Annotated in this window: 3 protein-coding genes; 1 reads left to right on the top strand and 2 read right to left on the bottom strand. The window is 34.8% G+C overall.

The genetic code is table 11. The annotated features are described in order from the left end of the window. Positions 1-58: 58 nt before the first annotated feature. Entirely contained in the window at positions 59-613 is a 555-nt protein-coding gene (thiT, locus tag C9J34_RS16720) for an energy-coupled thiamine transporter ThiT (RefSeq protein WP_107841319.1), read from the top strand. Positions 614-786: 173 nt separating this feature from the next. Here the strand turns inward: thiT and C9J34_RS16725 are convergent, their stop codons facing one another. Beyond that, complete coding sequence (locus tag C9J34_RS16725; RefSeq protein ID WP_107841320.1) at positions 787-2,346, bottom strand: diguanylate cyclase domain-containing protein; 1,560 nt, start codon at positions 2,344-2,346, stop codon at positions 787-789. A gap of 10 nt (positions 2,347-2,356) precedes the next feature. Next, the coding region (locus C9J34_RS16730; RefSeq protein ID WP_153062646.1) for a GGDEF domain-containing protein at positions 2,357-3,842 on the bottom strand (1,486 nt) is incomplete at its 5' end.

The following is a 3,842-nucleotide window of genomic DNA, read 5'->3' on the forward strand; positions in this document are numbered from 1 at the left end:
CATCCTATAAAACATCGAGAGATAAAAACCTTAAATATAATATACAAGGAGAATTGTTATGAACAATAAAAAATTAGTAATTTTAATGGAAATTGCTATAATGGCAGGACTTAGCTTTATTTTAGGCAAACTGGCATTTAGTTTACCACAGGGAGGCTCAATTAGCTTTGGGATGTTGCCAATTGTGCTAGTGGCATTTAGACATGGTCTATTTGCTGGAATGGCAACAGGATTGCTTGAAGGCGTAATTAGCGCGATGATGGGTGGTTATATTTTACATTGGCTTCAAGCAATTTTAGATTTTGGTGTTGCTTCAACGGTAATAGGCTTAGCAGCGGTAGTGCGTCGACCTTTATTAAATGCGCTACATGACGGCAATAAAAATGCGATTACAGGCTATATGACAACAGGGGTTTTACTTGGTGCTACACTTTCACTGATTGCGCACGTGTTATCAGGCGTTGTCTTTTTCTCAGAATATGCAGGAGACCAAAATCCATGGATTTACTCCATTATTTATAATGTCACACATATGGTACCATCGGCTATTTTGACAATTATCGTCGGTTCATTATTATTTGCAACTGCGCCAAGATTATTGAAAGTAGCGTAATAGCAGAAAATAATTTAAAAGTTACTGGATGGGTGAATTGGAACTTTAGGATTAATACCTTCAATACATCAAATAACAGCGGCTATCTAAAAATGAATGATATCACTTTTTAGATAGCCTTCCCCAAATTATATGAGCTTAAATGTTTACGATGATTTACTACAAAGATACTTTTATAATTGTCCTTCTTGCGTCAACGTCTTTATACGCTTTTTATCCGCATACATACTGAAGTCAGCAATATGGAATAGTTCCTCAAATGTTTGTCCTTCATAAGGTGCTATACTATAGCCAATGCTGGGAGAAATCTCGAATGTAATACTTCCTTCATGTGTGAAATGTTGCATTTTAAAAGCTTGCCTAATGGTATGTACATAATGTAATAACTCCTCCTCGCTGTTTAATGCTTGAAGAAAGACAGTAAACTCATCGCCGCCAAGGCGTGCGACTTTATGGGGGGCTGGAATACATAGGGTTAAAGTTTTAGCTACATGTTGCAAAACGAAATCGCCAACTTGATGTCCGTATGTATCGTTTATATGTTTAAAATAGTTTAAATCTAATAAAATCATAGCATGTTGTTGATTTGTACTGTGATTTAAGCTTTCTGTAACACACTCAACAAAGTAAGCGCGGTTATATAGACCTGTTAGCGAGTCATGATAGGCTAAATGCTTAATTAGCTTTTCACGCTCAAACTCCTCAGTAATATCACGCCACATGATGTAATAATATTTTTCAATGCCAAGTGTGATATAAGAAGCATCAATTGCTACTTTTATAACACGGTCCTCAACGCTACATTTTAAATCAATCATATAATCGTGAATTTGCTGCTTTTCTCGGATTATGGTAATCATTTTATGAATTTGCTGTTGGTTAAATTCATTTTGGGCAGCAGTAAGTAAATTTTCTGTATTCTCTGCCTTAGTTCCTAAAAAGTGGCGCGCACGATTATTAATTTCAATAATATTTAATTTTCTATCGACAACTGTAATAGCAACTGGCATCAACTCAAAAACGAGGCGATAGCGTTGCTTTAGTGTAGGCATTAAATCAAATTTCTGAATACCAACCATAAGCAGAACGACTGTAAGAAAACTTAAGAATAACATTGGGAGTGGTATAAGTTTATTCATCCCTAAGCTTAATGTTGTGATATAACCTAATACGATGATTAGATAACTAGTTAGTAAAAAAAGTAATAGCTGCTTCCCAGTTGAAATAGCTGTTCTAAAAAGCCCATAAATAAACATAAACAATGTGATACAAATAGTAAACGTAGTCATACTATGTGCCCAAATATTGTAGCTAGTGGCAATTCGATATGTCCAAAGATCAACACGTTCATAGCTTTGCTCAACTGGTGCGATAGGTGAAAAGCTGACATATATTTGAGCTAATAGCGGTATATAGAGTGCATAATATAGCGTTTTGCGAAAGCGAATTTTCGCATTTTTAACGATGAGAATATAAATCAAATGCAGTGTTGCGACCATTGCGAGAACGATAAAGGGACCAACGATAGCTTTAGATATCAAGGGATTATGTTCAAGCGCAACAAGTTGACGTGCAAATTCACCTAAAAAAGCAAAAATTAATGCAAATGATATAATGCTAAGTAAACGGTTTTCTAGCAATGTCATATTTTTTGAAAATAAAATAACGAGCATGATAAACAAAATAAATATGGGTATGCCGTATATAAGCAAATATATATGAATTGGCTGCATTGAAAACACCTCAGTTACGATAGTTAATTTTTTCTATTGTAGGATCTTGTTGCTGTTTAATAGCAGCTTTATTTCTATACATATTGACATCACTAACATGGAGTAGCTGTTCTAGTGTATTGCCATCGACCATATATACGCTGTAGCCAATACTAGGAGAAATCGTAAGTTGCACCGATTGAAAACGAAAAATATCTGTTTGACAACGTTGTCGAATTGTTGCTACGATTGCCTCTATTTCTTCTTTATTTTTTAGATTTTGTAAAAAGAGTACGAATTCATCACCACCAAGTCTAGCAGTAATATGTGGACTTTTCACAATTGATTGTAAAATAGAGGCCATGTGTTGAAGCACTAAATCTCCAACAGCGTGACCATAATTGTCATTGATTTGTTTAAAATAATTTAAATCAACTAAAACAACAGCATGAATATCTGTAGGCAATGATTGATTAATATACCTTTCAACATGCTGTACAAAATGGGCGCGGTTATGTAGACCCGTTAAAGCATCATGGTAAGCTAAATACTGTGCAAGTGATTCCTTTTCCGTTTCATCAGTAATGTCACGCCACATAATGTAGTAGTATTCATCAGAACCAAATGGAATGATGGATGCTTCAAAGGCTAATGTCATTTTTTGTGATGTTAAAGGCTGTTCAAAATCTAATATAAAATTACTTAGCTGCCTAGCGCTTTGTAATGCTTTAATTAACAATATAGCTTGCTCTTGATTATGTATGGTATGTAATAGTTTAGCTAAGCTTCGGTTTGTAGTGGCATGAAAAGAATTGCGTGCATGGATATTATATTCAAGCACTTCAAGCTCACTAGAAAGCAAAACAATAGCGGCTGGTGTAACTTCAAACATTGTCTGGTAGCGAGACCCCAAGCTTGGAATCAGCTCAAATTTTGTAATACCCACAATAAAAATAATACTAGCAATCGCCATAAACAGAATGATGGAGATTGATGGGAAATAAGGCTTTAAAAGAAAGCTAAACATTAATGCAAATATAATGAGGAATAAGCTATGTGTGATGAGAAAAAAATGAAATAAGCTTTTGCCATGTGCAGATTTTGCACGGGCAACGCCAAAAGCCGATAACATGATAGCAATAACAATATTGGTACTAATCATGCTAAAAATCCATATATTATGGAAAGCTGTTTTGGGATAAATCCAAATGCCCTGCATATCAAATTCTTCCACAGATAGACCGAAGTCTAAAAAAAGGGCGAGGCATTGGAATAGTACAGGGATATAACAAAGAAGGACGATAACTAAGCGTCCTTGTAAATGACAATATTTTACGAGTAATATATAGATTAAATGTAAAAGGGTAGAAAGAGAAATTAAAATACATATGCCCATTACAACAGAAGAAAAGAATGGGACATATTTGAGTGGTAGCGTGTGCCGTAAAAAACCCCCCAACAATACGAAGCAAAAGTTAATTAATGCAATGCTTAATAGCTGTCTCTTATACACATCT

The organism is Metasolibacillus meyeri (assembly GCF_003049505.1).
In the GTDB taxonomy this organism is placed as follows: Bacteria; Bacillota; Bacilli; order Bacillales_A; family Planococcaceae; genus Metasolibacillus; species Metasolibacillus meyeri.

What these genes read in the sequence shown, in the direction of transcription:
- C9J34_RS16725 (WP_107841320.1), bottom strand. Translation starts at nt 2,346, where the DNA reads ATGCAGCCAATTCATATATATTTGCTTATATACGGCATACCCATATTT.
- thiT (WP_107841319.1), top strand. Translation starts at nt 59, where the DNA reads ATGAACAATAAAAAATTAGTAATTTTAATGGAAATTGCTATAATGGCA.